Here is a 15,072-nt window from a genome sequence, read left to right as displayed (position 1 = left end):
GTGACGCGATAAGCGTCGAGAGCGATTGTATTAGCGGCGCTGCCTTTCATCGCCCACTTTGACCGGCAGTGTCAGGGTCTCACCATCACGAATAAGGGTCACATCTAGCGTTGAGCCTGGGCGAGTATCGGTGACCATATCCATGGCACTGCGTGCCCCGCGTACGGACTGACCATCAATCTTAATGATTAAATCTTGCGGTTGGATCCCCGCTTTATCCGCCGGTCCCCCTTGGTCAACATCAGACACCATGACGCCTCGTTGCTGCTCGGCATCCAGCAATCGCGCCATCACTGGGTTGACATCGCGTCCATCAATCCCGATATAGCCTCGGATCACTCGGCCATCGGCAATCAGTTTATTCATGATCTTCTCGGTCAAGCCGTAGGGGATAGCAAAGGAGATGCCGTAGGTTTCCAAATCGGTGGCTTGCTGGAACGAGGCGGTATTAATCCCCACTAACTCGCCGCGACTGTTGACCAAGGCGCCGCCGGAGTTGCCCCGGTTAATTGCGGCATCGGTTTGTAAAAAGTCTTGGCGGCCATAAAAGCTCATCCCGGTACGCCCAGTCGCGGAAATAATGCCATAAGTGGTGGTTTGGCCGAGGTTATAGGGGTTGCCAATCGCGAGCACCGTATCGCCCACCGCAGGCTGATAACGCTCGTTGACCGGGATCACGGGTAAGTTATCGGCTTGTACCTTGATCACCGCTAAGTCGGTGCGTTGATCTTTGCCCACCATTTGGGCGGTAAAAATACGGCCATCTTGCAAAGCCACAATCACCTGGTCGGCTTCGGCGACCACGTGATAGTTAGTGACAATATAGCCCTTAGCGCTCATGATCACCCCAGAGCCTAACCCCTGAGTGTTGAGGGCTAATCGTTCGTTACCGGTGTAGTTGCGGGTGTAAATATTGACCACTGCCGGCGACGCGCGCTTAACCGCGTAATTGAACGACACCAGCTCCACAGGGTCGTCCTCGATGCTGTCTGCCATTGAAAAGCCGGATAGCAGACCCGAGCGTAAGTCTGGCACCGCTACCAACAATAAAGCAGCCGTCACCAAGCCAATAATCACAGAGCGAATCAATAACGCCAGCATAAATAATGCCATCCTCAAGCAACTTAACGCGGAGCTAGAGAATAGCATTGTCAGCGAGGGTTGGGGAAATCATCACCGCGCTCTGGGCAAAAAAATGCCTGCCGAGAAGGCAGGCATCAATCGGTGTGCGCCAGGCGCGCGTGCGCGGACTAGCGGATCACCAGGTACAAGGAGCTGTTGTCGCGGACGATATTGAGCGCCAGCACACTGGGTTTGTCTTCCAGCAGTTTGCGCAGATCGCCTAAGTTCTCAACCTTGTGACGATTAAGACCGACAATCACATCCCCTTCACGCAGCCCATAGCGCGCGGCGAGTGACCCTTCTTCAATCGCCGTCACTTCTACCCCAGCGGGCTCGGTGTCGTGATTTTTCAGCTCAGCACCGGTGAGGGCTTTGTGTAAGTTGTCGGCCTTGGTTTGCGTTTGGCTCGCCTCTTTAAGGGTGGTGTCCATTTCTAGGTTTTCACCGTCGCGGATAACCCCCAAGGTCACTGGCTTACCCGCGCCCAAGGTGGCAATTTTAGCGCGTAGCTCGCCAAAGCTGCGGATGCTCTTGCCATTAACCGAGACGATGATGTCCCCGGCTTCCAAGCCTGCCTCTTCTGCTGCAGATTCAGGCATGACTTGGCTCACAAAGGCACCGTGTTTTGTGGCAAGGCCAAAGGCATCGGCCAGCTCCGATGTTAGCTCGCGACCGGTTACCCCCAGCATACCGCGGCGCACTGAGCCGTATTCGATAATTTGGTCGACCAGGCTTTTCGCCATATTCACCGGAATCGCAAAGCCAATCCCGACGTTCCCGCCATTGGGGCCTAAAATGGCGGTGTTGATCCCCATCAACTCGCCATTAAGGTTCACCAGGGCGCCCCCCGAGTTACCACTGTTGATCGCCGCATCGGTTTGAATAAAGTTCTCAAAGTTTTCCAAATTCAAACCACTGCGTCCCAGTGCTGAGATGATCCCTGATGTAACGGTTTGTCCCAGTCCAAACGGGTTACCAATCGCCACCGCAAAATCGCCCACGCGGAGCTCGTCAGAGTTGGCCAGTGGGATCTGTGTGAGGTTATTGGCATCTTCATCCAACTGGAGGAGGGCAATGTCAGACATTTCGTCACTGCCAATCAAGGTGGCGTCGTACTCGCGACCATCTTTTAGTTGTACTCGGATTTGGTCTGCATCATCAATCACATGGTGGTTGGTGACTATATAGCCTTTATCCGCATCAATGATCACTCCCGAGCCTAATCCGCGAAATGGGCGCTCTTGGGCTTGCTCGGGCGGTAGGTTGGGGCCAAAGAAAAAACGAAAGGCTTCTGGAATACGCTGCTTCGCGACTTTATTGCCTTCAACGGCAATACTGACGACGGCCGGAGAGACCTTCTCCAACATGGGTGCCAAGCTCGGCATGGCTTCGCCGTTTACGGTTTGCGGTAGGGCAGCGTGGCTTGGGAGAGGGGAAAAGGCCGCGCCAAGAGTCAGCGCGGCGATACTCATCGCTAGTAAAGACTTCTTCATCATAGACTCACACTCCGATTGTCGAGGTATGAAGTGAGAGTGGGGGCAATCTGAAAAAGTTCAATCCTCCATCAATTCGTCGCGCGCGAACCTTCACCGCTTTTGAGCAGTCCTGAGGCACTGCCTGAGTAGTCTCTGGGCGGCTCACTGGCTGTTTCGGCCTTCACTTCGGTGATTTTACCCAGCCTTTTAGCAAATGGGTTGTCCTGATCGGGCAAATTCGGCATCAAATCGGTCGAGGTCTTTGCCATATGCTGATAGAGCTTGTTGTAATCTTTGGATAGTGTATCGAGCAGCTCTGCGCTTTGGGCAAAATGATCCACCAACTCTTGGCGATATTGCTCCAGCTCGTAACGTGACTTTTCTAGCTCCCTTTTCATGTTTTTTTGTTGTTTCAGATCGCGCGTCGTCATGCGGGCAATAAAGAAGCCTACCGCGATACCGATGACGAGAAAGATCAGGCTATTAATCCAGGCCATAACTGCTCCTTGTAGTCACAAGTTGACTGTCCACAGATACCACTGACGGGTCAGTCAAGACAAGTAAAATCACTTGCCTACCTAATAATATCGTACATTCCCCAATGACTCAGCAAGGGAAGATTTAGCTCACTATACACGTCGCTTTCCGCTTGGGATACTGTCTTACGTGTTTGGTCTGTTGTGCGCGGTGACGCCCGACGTGTGACGTTTTCACGGGGCGTGTTACTATGCGTGCGAGGCGATAACCAATGAGGCTTTCACGGAATGACGCCACTCGAGCATTATAATAACGATCTGACCCACAACGATTTTATTGAAGACCCGGCGCAGCGTTTGGCAGTGGAGAAACTCGATGATCTCTACCATCGCTTGGTCGCCAATCCCATTGTCCCCACCATGTCCGAAAAGCGCAGCTGGCTGCCTTGGCGTAAGCGCGAACCCGCGCCAGTGACCCCAGTAAAAGGCTTATATTTCTGGGGTGGGGTGGGGCGCGGCAAAACCTACCTAATGGATACGTTTTTCCACGCTTTGCCGTTTGAAAACAAGATGCGGATGCACTTTCACCGCTTTATGCATCGCGTTCACCAAGAGCTCAAAACCTTGGATGGCGAGGTTGACCCTCTGCCACAAATCGCCGATAAGTTTGCTCAAGAAACCCGAGTATTGTGCTTTGATGAGTTCTTTGTCTCTGACATCACCGATGCGATGATTTTGGGCACCTTAATGGAAGCCCTATTTGCGCGTGGTATTACCCTGGTGGCCACCTCCAACATCGTGCCCGATGAGCTTTATTGGAATGGATTGCAACGTGCGCGTTTTTTACCTGCGATCGCCTTGATTAATCAGCATTGTGAGGTGGTCAATGTCGACTCAGGGGTAGATTACCGCTTACGCACGCTAGAGCAAGCGGAGATCTTTCATCATCCTTTAGATGACGCCGCCACCGCGCAAATGCATGCCTACTTTAAAAAGCTCAATGGCGAGGGCGGGGTGAAACAGGATGTGATTGAAGTGAATCATCGGCCGCTGCAAACCCTCGAAAATGGCGACGGCGTGGTGCACTTTAGTTTTGCTGAGCTTTGCCAATCGGCACGTAGTCAAACCGACTACATGGAGCTGGCACGCCTTTACCATACGGTGCTGCTGGCTGATATGCCTCAGCTAACCGGGGCGCAAGACGACGCCGCACGGCGCTTTATTGCCTTGGTGGATGAGTTTTACGAGCGTAGCGTGAAATTGATCATTTCGGCGGCGGAGCCTATGGATAGCCTCTATCAAGGCGAACGGCTGGCGTTTGAATTTAGGCGCTGCCAATCACGCCTCATTGAGATGCAAAGCCATGACTATCTTGCGTTGCCGCATTTGCCCTAAATCGGATAGAACGCGGGGCGCAAGCTCGCTAACGGCGCGCGTCCCGCAACACAATGGTGTGCAGTAGCCAAACAACCACCAACTGAAAAAAATCCACCGAATTTTTTTGCCAAAAGGAGGTGATTTTTTCTCCACTCTTCCCTATAATCTCGCGACCCACCGTTACTGTTGAAAGGCTTAGGCCGAGTGTACCACCACTCGAAGGGGTGATGTATGGGCGCTTAACAGTGGGAGCTTAGGCTCCTGAAGTGAAACTTATTAATCGGGTAATCATTAGCATGAAAACTTTCGTTGCTAAACCAGAAACTGTAAAACGCGACTGGTTCGTTGTAGACGCTGAAGGCAAAACGCTGGGCCGTCTGGCCACTGAAATTGCAACGCGTCTGCGTGGCAAGCACAAGCCAGAATACACTCCTCACGTTGACACCGGTGACTACATCGTTGTTATCAACGCTGAGAAAGTGGCTGTTACTGGCCGCAAAAAGTCTGACAAGATGTACTACAGCCACACTGGCTACATTGGTGGCATCAAGTCAATCAGCTTTGAAAAACTGATCGCGGAAAAACCTGAACTGGTTATTGAAAAAGCCGTTAAAGGTATGTTGCCACGCGGTCCTCTAGGTCGTGCTATGTACCGTAAACTGAAAGTTTACGCAGGTTCTGAGCACAAGCACGCGGCACAACAACCGCAAGTACTAGACATCTAAGAGGAATAAAGCAATGGCAGAACAATACTACGGCACCGGCCGTCGCAAAAGCTCCGCAGCGCGTGTCTTCATCAAGCCGGGCAGCGGTAACATCGAGATCAACAAGCGTTCTCTCGAGACTTATTTCGGTCGCGAAACCGCTCGCATGGTCGTTCGTCAGCCGCTTGAGCTGGTAGAAATGACCGAGAAGCTAGACCTGTACATCACCGTTTCTGGTGGTGGTATCTCTGGTCAAGCTGGCGCAATCCGTCACGGCATCACTCGTGCCCTGATGGAGTATGACGAGTCACTACGTCCTGCGCTACGTGCAGCTGGCTTTGTTACGCGTGACGCTCGTCGCGTTGAGCGTAAAAAAGTGGGTCTACGCAAAGCACGTCGCAGCCCGCAGTTCTCGAAGCGTTAATCGACGTTCCAGTCAGATTTGCTGCAAAAGCCTGGTGGCAACGCCAGGCTTTTTTTATCCATCAATTTATCCGTCATTCTTGGGTGCAATACTCATTTATTTCCTTTCAAAACAGTGTATAAGCACTCACTTTCCAACATTTTTATTACCCTTTCCTCAATTCTGTGCACACCGCTCACATTTGTTACAAAAAGGTAGCTTTATCTTGTCAAAAAGTAGGGTTTTCTCTATCATCTAGCCGACGTAATAGCAGCTAAGATTTAATCGAACTGATCCCAGTCAGCCGTTATTACATATTCGTTTTTAAGTAAGCCGTACGCTCCATGGACGCAAAGGACACAATAAAAATCCAAGCGGGAGCACATGGGAGAATGTTGGATGAGCAATGCGCCAGTGAATACCGGCCGACGCCGTTTCCTGACTGCGACGACGTCAGTTGTTGGCGGTTTAGGGGCCGTAGCAGTTGCCGTACCTTTTATTAAGTCTTGGAACCCAAGCGCGAAAGCCAAAGCGGCGGGCGCGCCTGTCGAAGTCGATATCAGTAAGCTACAAGACGGACAAATGATCCGTGTTGAGTGGCGAGGAAAACCTGTATGGATCGTGCGTCGTAGTGACGCGGTCGTCGAAGAGCTGTCTAGCTTCGAGGACCAGCTTCGTGATCCCGGTTCGGCACAGCCGCAACAGCCAGAATACGCAGCCAACCAGACCCGCTCTATTAAACCTGAAATTTTCGTCGCGGTTGGTATCTGTACCCATCTAGGTTGTTCGCCAACCTACCTGCCTGACAGTTTCAGTGAGCAAGTGAGTGGGGTGAAAGCCGGGTTCTTCTGTCCGTGTCATGGTTCCAAATTTGACATGGCAGGACGCGTATTCCAAGGCGTACCTGCACCACTAAACCTGGTCGTTCCACCTTACATGTACTTGGACGACAAACGGGTACTCGTGGGACAAGATGAGGGGACTGCGTAATGGAAAACTTGCTGAACTGGGTTGAGAAACGCATTCCAGCGATGAATGCGTATCGCAAACACATGACTGAGTACCCCATGCCGAAGAACTTCAACTTCTGGTATATGTTTGGGGTGCTCGCAATGCTGGTTCTGGTTAACCAAATTCTTACTGGGATTTGGCTAACCATGAACTACGTACCTTCAGCGGAAGGCGCATTTGCGTCTGTTGAATACATCATGCGTGATGTGGAGTACGGCTGGCTCTTGAGGTATATGCACTCCACCGGGGCCTCGGCCTTCTTTGTGGTGGTCTACCTGCATATGTTCCGTGGCCTGATCTACGGCTCCTACCAAAAGCCACGTGAGCTGTTATGGCTATTTGGTATGCTGATCTTCCTGGTGCTGATGGCTGAGGCCTTTATGGGCTATCTGCTGCCATGGGGACAAATGTCGTACTGGGGCGCACAGGTTATCATCTCCTTGTTCGGAGCCATCCCAGTGATTGGTGATGACCTAACACTGTGGATTCGTGGTGACTACGTTGTCTCTGGCGCGACCTTGAACCGTTTCTTTGCCCTCCACGTGATTGCACTGCCGATTGTGCTCTTGCTGTTGGTGGCATTGCACGTGCTTGCACTGCACGAAGTGGGCTCAAACAACCCAGATGGTATCGACACTAAATTACCGAAAGGTGAGGCAGATGACGATGGCCAGCAGTCACAGTTCAAGTTCCACCCGGATTACACCAAGAAATATAAGATCATTGATTCGATTCCTTTCCACCCTTACGGGACAGTGAAAGACTTGATTGGTGTGGGTGTGTTCGGCATCTTGTTCGCCTACGTGATTTTCTTTAATCCCGAAATGGGCGGTTATTTCCTTGAGCCACCCAACTTTGAAGCGGCTAACCCGCTGAAGACCCCTGAGCACATTGCCCCTGTTTGGTACTTCACGCCGTTCTACGCGATTTTGCGTGCGATCCCAGACAAGCTAATTGGTGTTATTGCCATGGGCGCGTCGATTGTGATGCTGTTCATCCTACCGTGGCTTGACCGCTGCCGTGTGCGCTCATACCGCTACCGCAGCAAGCTGCACTTGGCGAACATCGTCCAATTTGTGATTGCCTTTATTGCTCTGGGTATTCTGGGCGCGTTGCCAGCAACCCCAACGTACACCTTGCTGGCGCAGATCTTCAGCTTCTGTTACTTCATGTTCTTCGTGCTGTTGTTCTTCTACAGCAAAAATGAGGCAACAAAACCGCTACCAGAGAGGGTGACATTCAAATGAGAAAATGGATTGTAATCTTGTGCGCGCTGTTGCCCTCTTTGGCGATGGCCGCCGGTGGCAATGTCCACTTGGACGAAGCCAACAATGATTTGACGGACAAAGCCTCATTGCAACGTGGCGCCAAACTGTTCATGAACTACTGTTTTGGTTGCCATGCTACGCAGTATCAGCGCTATCAGCGTGTGGCCGAAGATCTCAATATTCCTAAAGACTTGATGGAAGACAACCTGATTGTCGATAAGAATGCTGATTACGGCGAGTTGATGAAAAACGCCATGACGCAAGAGGCGGGCGCGCAGTACTTCGGTGCACCCGCTCCCGATCTCACCTTGGTGGCACGTGTGCGTGGCGTGGATTGGCTATATACCTATTTACGTTCGTTCTACGTTGACCCATCTCGCCCATTTGGCGTGAACAACACCGTGTTCCCGAACGTGGGTATGCCACACGTGCTTGAAGAGCTGCAAGGGACACCCCGTAAAGTATACGAAACACGTATGGTGGACGGTGAGCCGGTGGAAGAGTTTGTGGGTCTCAAGTCTGATGGCAACGGCGAACTCAGTGCCAGCGAGTACGATAATGCGGTGCGCGATCTGGTTAACTTCCTTGAATATTCAGGGGAACCTGTGAAGCTAGAGCGCCAGCAACTGGGCTGGTGGGTGATTGGTTTCTTCGTGGTATTCTTGATTTTGGCGTACTTCCTCAAGAAAGAATATTGGCGCGATGTGCACTGATCGGTTAATCTAGTGTGTTGCTAATCCGCAATGGGGACTTTAGGTCCCCATTGCTTTCTATTGTTATTGAACATCCTGGAGGGGTTGATGGCTGTTGCTGCCAATAAACGCTCGGTGATGACGTTATTCTCTGACGCATCTGATCTCTATAGTCATCAGGTACGCATCGTCCTCGCAGAGAAAGGTGTCAGTGTAGAAATCGAGCTGGTGGATCCGAATAATCTGCCAGAAGATCTGGTTGACTTAAATCCTTATAACTCTGTTCCAACCTTGGTAGACCGTGAGTTAGCGTTGTACAACGCGGATATCATCATGGAATACTTGGATGAGCGTTTCCCTCACCCGCCATTGATGCCGGTATACCCTGTTGCCCGTGCACAAAGCCGTTTGATGATGTATCGCATCAAGCGCAACTGGTATACCTTGGTTGACCAAATTATGGAAGGCAGTGCTGACGACGCCGACAAAGCGCGTAAGCAGCTGCGTGAAGAGCTTCTGGCGCTGGCACCGGTATTTGCCGAAGATCCCTACTTCCTAAGCGAAGAGTTTAGCTTGGTGGATTGCTACTTAGCCCCGCTGCTGTGGCGTTTGCCGGCACTGGGTATTGAGCTAACTGGCCCAGGCGCGAAGCAAGTAAAAGACTACATGACGCGTCTGTTTGAGCGTGATTCGTTTCTCGCCTCACTGACAGAAGCTGAACGTGAAATGCGACTAACAGGTCAATAATGTCTACATCAGAATTTGCGATGACACCACGCCGCCCCTATTTGGTTCGCGCGTTCTATGATTGGTTACTGGATAACGATCTCACCCCACACATGGTGGTGGACGCGACGTTACCTGGGGTACAAGTCCCGTTTGACTACGTCAAAGACGGACAAATTGTTCTCAACATTGCCCCGCGTGCGGTGGGAAACTTAGAGCTTAGCAACGACCATGTGTGCTTTAATGCCCGCTTTGGTGGCAAGCCTCAACAAGTCTTCGTGCCTATGGCCGCAGTGCTCGCCATCTATGCGCGTGAAAATGGTGCCGGCACCATGTTTGATATGGAGCCCGCCTACGCGCAGGCCGATGAGGAGGAAATGTTTGAACAATCTCCCTCATCCAGCGAGGTAGAAGACGACGAGCCGCCTTTGGTGTCGGTTGACAGCGTTGACGACCCAGACGCCTTGCCGCAAGCCGATGACGAAGACGACACGCCGGCTACGCCAAGCAAAAAAGGCAAGCCGACGCTAACCGTGGTGAAATAACCGCGTCGCAAGTTCTACCGAAGGTAAGACACAAAAAACCAGCACCCAAGTGCTGGTTTTTTTATGCGCAGGGGCCTGCCGCACAGAAAAGGCGCCCGACTCGACGCCCTCAATGTACGGCGTCTGAATCAATGACGCTCGGTCATGATCTCGCGCGAGAACACCTTCTCACAGTATTTGCAGCGCAGCTTCACATCGTCTGCTTCACTCAGCACGCGGAATGAGCTATCGACCGCCGGCTCACCGTGAGTAATACAGTTAGAATTTGGGCAGCGGAACACGCCTTGAATCACCTCAGGCAAGGTCAGCGGCAACTTGGCGACCACTTGGTAATCTTCAATTTGATTCACGGTTGCCTGTGGGGCGTACAATGCGAGTTGGCTGGCCTGATCTTCGCTGATCACCACGTTCTCGATTTTGATCAGATCTTTGCAGCCTAACGCCGACGATGGCAAGTTAAGGCCAATGGTGATCCGCTGATCGCTGCCGTGCATTTGAAACAGGTTTAAGATCTTAAAGCCAATGTGCGCGGGAATATGATCGATCACCGTGCCGTGACAGATGGCTTCAACTTGTAGTTTGTTATCCGTGCTCATTTTGCAACTCCTTCAACCTGTTCGTTTAATACCAGTGCCAGCAGGGCTTCTCGGGCATAGACGCCGTTCTCAGCTTGCTCAAAGTAATAGGCGTGCGGGGTTTTATCGACATCCACAGTAATCTCATCCACACGGGGCAGGGGGTGCATCACCTTCATGTTGGGTTTGGCATCACGCAGCATCCCCGCATTTAAAATGAACGCCGCTTTAATGTGCGCATACTCTGATTCATCAAAGCGCTCTTTTTGTACCCGCGTCATATACAATACATCCAGCTCAGGCACCACATCGGTGATGCTACTGTGCAGGCTATACGGGTGGCCCGCGGCAGTCAGCTCATCTAACAAATACTCAGGCATCGCCAGGGCATCCGGGGCAATATAGAAAAAGCGGTTACCCTCGAATTTTGACAAGGCTTGCGTCAGTGAATGCACGGTTCGGCCATATTTCAGATCGCCCACCATGGCAATGTTGAGGTTATCGAGCCGGCCTTGGGTTTCGTAAATCGAGAACAGGTCGAGCAGGGTTTGGGTTGGATGCTGGTTAGCGCCATCACCACCGTTCACTACTGGCACACCGTCAGAGAACTCCGAGGCCAACCGCGCTGCGCCTTCTTTGGGATGGCGCATCACAAAGCCATCGACATACGAAGAAATCACCCGTACTGAGTCGGCCAAGGTTTCGCCTTTTTTGCCTGACGAGGTATTGCCACCGTCGGGGAAGCCGATCACCGAGCCGCCAAGGCGCTGAATCGCGGTTTCAAACGACAAACGTGTGCGCGTCGACGCCTCAAAAAAGCAGCTGGCAATCACTTTATTCTTCAACAGCGTCGGGTTAGGGCGCGCTTTTAGCTCGCCCGCCGTGGCGACGATTAACTCCAGCTCGTCGCGGCTGAGCTCGGGAATGGAAATAATATGTTTGTTATAAAGCGTATTGGCCATAACGCGAGTCCCTTTCTTTGCAGTGTGCTACAGGCAAAAAAAAACCTCCTAAACGGAGGTTTTTACGATCACGACCAATGCGGATACCGTCCCGTAATGGGGCGGATAAATCGCTGTTTGTGGGTGGAATAACCAACATAACTTCTGGCCGTGTAGTGAAATCTGGCCGAATTATACGCCCCTATTTATGTCGTGCAAGCAAAAGTGCAATCGTTTACGTGCTTGCGTTGACGAGTGTGGCAACCATCACAGCCTTGATGGTATGCATACGGTTCTCTGCTTGGTCAAAGACGATCGACTGCTCAGATTCGAACACCTCGTCGGTCACCTCCAAGCCATTAAGCCCGTATTGATCGGCGATTTGTTTACCCACACCAGTCTCATCGTTATGAAAGGCAGGCAAACAGTGCATAAACTTAGCGTGTGGATTCGCGGTGGCGGCCATCAAACCGGGGTTAACCTGATAAGGGGTGAGATCGGCCACGCGCTGCGCCCAGACCGATTCGGGCTCACCCATCGACACCCAGATATCGGTATACACAAAATCACAGCCGTTCACCGCTGCGGTGTCTTCGGTTAAGGTGATCGTCGCGCCAGTATTGGCGGCGATATCTTGGCAGGCGGCAATCAAATCAGCCTCAGGCCAATAGGCTTTGGGGCCAATCAGGCGCAGATCCATGCCCATTTTCGCCGCACCGACCAATAGCGAATTACCCATGTTGTTGCGCGCATCTCCCACATACGCAAACGCGATTTGATCAAGCGGTTTGTCACTGTGCTCTTGCAAGGTGAGCAGATCGGCCAACACCTGGGTAGGGTGAAAATCATCGGTTAAGCCATTCCACACCGGCACCCCGGCATGCGCGGCGAGCGTCTCGACCACTTCTTGGCCAAAGCCACGGTATTGAATGCCATCGTACATTCTCCCTAATACCCGCGCGGTATCCTTCATGGTTTCTTTATGGCCAATTTGGGTGCCGCTAGGGCCGAGGTAACTGACTTGCGCGCCTTGATCAAACGCCGCCACCTCAAAGGCACAGCGCGTACGGGTCGAGGTTTTCTCAAAAATCAGCGCAATATTTTTGCCTGTTAGTTGCGGCGTTTCCTCACCGCGAGCTTTGGCCGCTTTAAGTGCGGCGGCATCATCAATCAGATCGTGGATTTGCTGAGGTGACAAGTCGAGTAAGGTGAGCAGTGATTGCTGGTAGAGGTCGCTTTTCATATCTATCCCTAAATAACGCGCCAAAATGAATATTAAATCGATATTTATGTTTAATTATTCTTTGATGGTAAAGCGCGTGCTAGCAAGATGCAAGCGACAAATCCGAGCGTAAAGGCCATAAATTGACCAATAACACACCGTTTTGATGGTTTTCTGACCGCGGGAGGGGGATTTAATCAAGCACTGACAATGCTGATAAATTGGCGACAAACTAGACAATCCTTTTACTGCCTTATAGCGGGGGAATGACAGGGCCGCGCGATGAGTGAGAGATAGTGTTTATGTCCTCAAGGGCAACGACAATACTAGGAAGGAGAACATGATGAAAACACAAAACAAAGCACTGACTCTTAGCGCACTCATGATGATGATTGGTCTCGCCGGCCCCGCGATGGCCAACGAAGCCAGCCAACCACAAGGCGACCAACCCGTGGTAACCTGCCCAGACGGCGGCACGGATTGCGACACGCAACCAATGCCAGAAGACGACAACAGCACCTGGCCGGCTGAAGACAGCCAAGACCCCGCCATGCAATAAGGCGGCAGCCTCCTAAGCAAGCAAAGCGTGAGTGCCGCCACATTGGCGGCGCTTGTTTATCCGCAACACGCTAAGTGCTCAAAAAGCATACTGAATTCGCCCCCCTTACAGCTAGACACCCTGTGAGCCTTCCCCTATAATCCCATTCCATTCGGCCCCTTAGCTCAGTGGTTAGAGCAGTCGACTCATAATCGATTGGTCCCCAGTTCAAGTCTGGGAGGGGCCACCAGTCATAGAAAGGCCTGAGAGGTTAGTAACCACTCAGGCCTTTTGCTTTTTATTTTGCTGTGTAGCATATATGTAGCAAATTAATCGCTCTTAAACGTCTTGTTGATCCGCTCTCCCCACCTACCATACCCATCTCAGGTTCGATATTAGTGATAGCTGGCTTGAGCGCAGCTTTCGAACAGACCGCCTTTTGTACCCATATCACAAAACATGTGCCATCTAACATTTTGGATAACAGCGCACGAAAACCCACACACGGCTTGATACACTCATCTATAAATTTGCCAATACGATGGCGTGTTAGGTGCCGACAACTGATCGGCGGTAGCATGGCTAAACACTGGATGCTTAACCAGCTTATCGGCAATATACGCCCAGTAGCGTGCGCGTTTATCCGCGACCGATTCACACTATCCCAGAACGGATGATAAAAAGATCTTATTAATTATGCGTTTACAGACTCACGCTTGGGGATAGTGTGAATACCAGAATAGAGATAGGCGGCATGCACACAGGGAAAACGCATGAAGATCCGCGCCATGCTTGGGCTATCGATTTAATGACTTAGTTGTCAATTAAGGCTGAAAACCGTGCGTTGCACCATGTTTATTCATAAAAATGAGTGAAAATAAAGGATCAATTTGTTGATCATTTTCAGTGCGATTTAATGGTCTCCTAATGTTTAGGAGATTAAAAATGACAGAAGAAAAAAGCCCATTTATGCATTTCGTTTCCATCAAAGATATTCGCCAAGAAGGAAAGGTTGAACATACGTTATCAGATATTATTTTGATAACGATTTGTGCGGTTCTTTCTGGCCATGATACTTGGAAAGGGATTAGTGATTATGGCCGTAAGCAGCGCGATTTCTTATTACGTTTTGGCTTTTCAGGTAAAACGTCACCGTCGGCAGATACGATCGCAAGAGTGATGGGAGCCATCAGTCCAAAGGCATTACAAAAAGCCTTTATAGAATGGATGAAATCGTGTCATGAATTAACGGATGGCGAAGTGGTTTCCATTGATGGAAAAACACTAAGGGGCTCATATAATCGAGCAACAGACCAAGCTGCGATTCATATGGTTAATGCGTTCGCAACCGCAAATGGAGTGTGTCTCGGACAGTCGAAAGTAGACAGTAAAACCAATGAGATTACTGCCATTCCTAAGTTGCTGGAATTGCTCGATATTTCAGGTTGTTTGATTACCATAGATGCTATGGGTTGTCAGCACAAAATCGCACAGAAAATCATTGATAAAAATGCCGATTATTTGCTTGCCGTCAAAGCGAATCAAGGTAAATTAGATGAAGCGTTTGATAATTATTACCGGCCTTCAATGCTTCAAAACTTTGACGGTGACAGCTACTCATCACAAGAGAAATCGCATGGACGTTTAGAAACACGATGTGCACTCATCAATACCGATTTAAGTGTATTAGGTGATTTAGCTTATGATTGGCCTGAATTAAAAACGATGGGCATCATGGTGAGCGTTCGACAAGAAGGCAAACACGCCGACGAATCCGATATTTCTGTGCGCTATTATATAAGTTCAAAAGCACTGACAGCGAAAGACCTTCATGATGCCACTCGCTCGCACTGGTTAATTGAATCAATGTACTGGCAACTTGATGTTGGATTAAAAGAAGATGCTTGCCGAATAAGAGTCGATGATCGAGCGGAAGTGTTTGCACGAATAAGGCAAATGGTTTTGAATTTATTAAAGCAAGAGAAGAGTTTCAAAGC

General features: G+C 50.7%; 16 protein-coding genes and 1 tRNA gene. 11 read left to right on the top strand and 6 right to left on the bottom strand.

The features are described 5' to 3' along the window. Positions 1-30 precede the first annotated feature (30 nt). The 3 genes from degS to zapG form a co-directional block, all read right to left on the bottom strand. Positions 31-1,101 carry an outer membrane-stress sensor serine endopeptidase DegS gene (gene degS, locus EHW56_RS13990; RefSeq protein ID WP_152796971.1) on the bottom strand — a complete coding sequence of 357 codons (1,071 nt, stop codon included), beginning with the start codon at positions 1,099-1,101 and terminating at the stop codon, positions 31-33. A gap of 149 nt (positions 1,102-1,250) precedes the next feature. Further along, positions 1,251-2,615, bottom strand: a complete 1,365-nt coding sequence (locus EHW56_RS13985) for a Do family serine endopeptidase (protein ID WP_152796969.1) — start codon at positions 2,613-2,615, stop codon at positions 1,251-1,253. Positions 2,616-2,686: 71 nt separating this feature from the next. Further along, complete coding sequence (gene zapG / locus EHW56_RS13980) at positions 2,687-3,094, bottom strand: Z-ring associated protein ZapG (RefSeq protein WP_152796927.1); 408 nt, start codon at positions 3,092-3,094, stop codon at positions 2,687-2,689. Between the two features lie 267 nt (positions 3,095-3,361). On the opposite strand from zapG, the gene zapE reads away from it, so the two are divergent. The 8 genes from zapE (at position 3,362) to sspB (ending at position 9,799) form a co-directional block, all read left to right on the top strand. After that, positions 3,362-4,468 (top strand): cell division protein ZapE, encoded by a 1,107-nt coding sequence (gene zapE, locus EHW56_RS13975; RefSeq protein WP_152796926.1) that lies wholly within the window; start codon positions 3,362-3,364, stop codon positions 4,466-4,468. Between the two features lie 278 nt (positions 4,469-4,746). After that, on the top strand, positions 4,747-5,175 hold the full coding sequence (rplM, locus tag EHW56_RS13970; protein WP_046073927.1) for a 50S ribosomal protein L13: 429 nt from the start codon (positions 4,747-4,749) through the stop codon (positions 5,173-5,175). 13 nt (positions 5,176-5,188) lie between these two features. Continuing rightward, a complete protein-coding gene (gene rpsI / locus EHW56_RS13965) occupies positions 5,189-5,578 on the top strand; it encodes a 30S ribosomal protein S9 (protein ID WP_046073928.1) in 390 nt (129 codons plus the stop codon). A 378-nt stretch (positions 5,579-5,956) separates the two neighbouring features. Then, complete coding sequence (gene petA, locus EHW56_RS13960; RefSeq protein ID WP_046073929.1) at positions 5,957-6,547, top strand: ubiquinol-cytochrome c reductase iron-sulfur subunit; 591 nt, start codon at positions 5,957-5,959, stop codon at positions 6,545-6,547. Continuing rightward, positions 6,547-7,815, top strand: a complete 1,269-nt coding sequence (locus EHW56_RS13955; RefSeq protein WP_046073930.1) for a cytochrome bc complex cytochrome b subunit — start codon at positions 6,547-6,549, stop codon at positions 7,813-7,815. Before petA ends, EHW56_RS13955 begins: the two co-directional genes overlap by 1 nt. Then, positions 7,812-8,549, top strand: coding sequence for a cytochrome c1 (locus EHW56_RS13950; RefSeq protein ID WP_046073931.1), 738 nt, complete (start codon positions 7,812-7,814; stop codon positions 8,547-8,549). Before EHW56_RS13955 ends, EHW56_RS13950 begins: the two co-directional genes overlap by 4 nt. Positions 8,550-8,636: 87 nt before the next feature. Next, complete coding sequence (sspA, locus tag EHW56_RS13945) at positions 8,637-9,275, top strand: stringent starvation protein SspA (protein ID WP_046073932.1); 639 nt, start codon at positions 8,637-8,639, stop codon at positions 9,273-9,275. Continuing rightward, positions 9,275-9,799: a ClpXP protease specificity-enhancing factor gene (gene sspB, locus EHW56_RS13940; protein WP_152796924.1), complete on the top strand. Its 525-nt coding sequence runs from the start codon at positions 9,275-9,277 to the stop codon at positions 9,797-9,799. The genes sspA and sspB overlap by 1 nt, the downstream gene beginning before the upstream one ends. A 128-nt stretch (positions 9,800-9,927) precedes the next feature. On the opposite strand, the gene pyrI is transcribed toward sspB, so the two are convergent. The 3 genes from pyrI to argF all read right to left on the bottom strand — a co-directional run bounded on the left by pyrI (position 9,928) and on the right by argF (position 12,558). After that, complete coding sequence (gene pyrI, locus EHW56_RS13935; RefSeq protein WP_077606047.1) at positions 9,928-10,395, bottom strand: aspartate carbamoyltransferase regulatory subunit; 468 nt, start codon at positions 10,393-10,395, stop codon at positions 9,928-9,930. Then, positions 10,392-11,336 (bottom strand): aspartate carbamoyltransferase, encoded by a 945-nt coding sequence (pyrB, locus tag EHW56_RS13930; RefSeq protein ID WP_152796922.1) that lies wholly within the window; start codon positions 11,334-11,336, stop codon positions 10,392-10,394. Before pyrB ends, pyrI begins: the two co-directional genes overlap by 4 nt. A 214-nt stretch (positions 11,337-11,550) precedes the next feature. Next, positions 11,551-12,558: an ornithine carbamoyltransferase gene (gene argF / locus EHW56_RS13925; RefSeq protein WP_152796920.1), complete on the bottom strand. Its 1,008-nt coding sequence runs from the start codon at positions 12,556-12,558 to the stop codon at positions 11,551-11,553. A 319-nt stretch (positions 12,559-12,877) separates the two neighbouring features. Between argF and EHW56_RS13920 the strand changes: the two genes are divergently transcribed. The 3 genes from EHW56_RS13920 to EHW56_RS13910 form a co-directional block, all read left to right on the top strand. Beyond that, positions 12,878-13,096 (top strand): hypothetical protein, encoded by a 219-nt coding sequence (locus EHW56_RS13920; RefSeq protein WP_152796918.1) that lies wholly within the window; start codon positions 12,878-12,880, stop codon positions 13,094-13,096. 153 nt (positions 13,097-13,249) lie between these two features. Next, positions 13,250-13,325 (top strand) — tRNA-Ile (locus EHW56_RS13915). Between the two features lie 695 nt (positions 13,326-14,020). Continuing rightward, on the top strand, positions 14,021-15,072 hold a 1,052-nt coding region (locus EHW56_RS13910), incomplete at its 3' end, for an ISAs1 family transposase (RefSeq protein WP_152800034.1).

The sequence above is a fragment of the Salinivibrio sp. VGrn1 genome, from assembly GCF_009377995.1.
GTDB classification, from domain to species: domain Bacteria; phylum Pseudomonadota; class Gammaproteobacteria; order Enterobacterales; family Vibrionaceae; genus Salinivibrio; species Salinivibrio siamensis.
Note: the sequence above shows the minus strand (reverse complement) of the source record. Positions and strands in the feature narration are given on the sequence as shown.